Source organism: Kitasatospora nipponensis (genome assembly GCF_039528135.1).
Classification (GTDB): Bacteria; Actinomycetota; Actinomycetes; order Streptomycetales; family Streptomycetaceae; genus Kitasatospora; species Kitasatospora nipponensis.
Genome location: NZ_BAAALF010000462.1, coordinates 1 through 1,346, shown reverse-complemented (window position 1 = coordinate 1,346; position 1,346 = coordinate 1). Strand labels below are relative to the sequence as shown.

The following is a 1,346-nucleotide window of genomic DNA, read 5'->3' as shown; positions in this document are numbered from 1 at the left end:
GCCGATCTCTCCCTGGCGCCGTTCGGTCGCAAGGAGATCCAGCTGGCCGAGCACGAGATGCCCGGTCTGATGTCGATCCGCGAGGAGTTCGCGGCGTCGCAGCCGCTGGCCGGTGCGCGGATCACCGGTTCGTTGCACATGACGGTGCAGACGGCGGTGCTGATCGAGACGCTGACGGCGCTGGGCGCGGAGGTGCGCTGGTGCTCGTGCAACATCTTCTCGACGCAGGACCACGCGGCCGCGGCGATCGCGGTGGGTCCCGAGGGCACGGTGGAGGCTCCCGCGGGTGTGCCGGTGTTCGCCTGGAAGGGCGAGACGCTGGAGGAGTACTGGTGGTGCACCGAGCAGGCGTTGACCTGGCCGGACGGGCAGACGCCGAACATGATCCTGGACGACGGCGGTGACGCGACGCTGCTGATCCACAAGGGTGTGGAGTTCGAGAAGGCGGGTGCGGCGCCGGATCCCTCGACGGCGGACAACGACGAGTTCCGGATCATCCTGGAGCTGCTGAACCGCACGCTGGTGGAGTCGCCGACCCGGTGGACCGAGGCGGCGGCGACGATCAAGGGTGTCACCGAGGAGACCACCACCGGTGTGCACCGGCTGTACGAGATGCACCGGGACGGCAAGCTGCTCTTCCCGGCGATCAACGTCAACGACGCGGTCACCAAGTCGAAGTTCGACAACAAGTACGGCTGCCGGCACTCGCTGATCGACGGCATCAACCGCGCCACCGACGTGCTCATCGGCGGCAAGGTCGCGGTCGTCTTCGGCTACGGCGACGTGGGCAAGGGCTGCGCGGAGTCGCTGCGCGGCCAGGGCGCGCGGGTCATCATCACCGAGATCGACCCGATCTGCGCGCTGCAGGCCGCGATGGACGGCTACCAGGTCACCACCCTGGAGGAGGTCGTGGAGATCGCCGACATCTTCATCACCACGACCGGCAACAAGGACATCATCATGGCGTCGCACATGGCGCGGATGAAGCACCAGGCGATCGTGGGCAACATCGGCCACTTCGACAACGAGATCGACATCGCGGGGCTGGCCCAGCTGCCCGGCATCGTCCGCACCGAGGTCAAGCCGCAGGTCCACGAGTGGCGCTTCGAGGACGGCCACACCATCATCGTGCTCTCCGAGGGCCGCCTGCTGAACCTGGGCAACGCCACCGGTCACCCCTCGTTCGTGATGTCCAACTCCTTCGCGAACCAGACGATCGCGCAGATCGAGCTCTTCACGAAGACCGAGCAGTACCCGGTCGGCGTCTACGTGCTGCCCAAGCACCTGGACGAGAAGGTCGCCCGCCTGCACCTGGACGCGCTCGGCGTGAAGCTGACCGTGCTGAG

General features: G+C 67.2%; 1 protein-coding gene. It reads left to right on the top strand.

Features of this window, described 5'->3' with window-relative positions:
* The coding region (ahcY, locus tag ABD323_RS41200; protein WP_344447218.1) for an adenosylhomocysteinase at nucleotides 1-1,346 on the top strand (1,346 nt) is incomplete at both ends.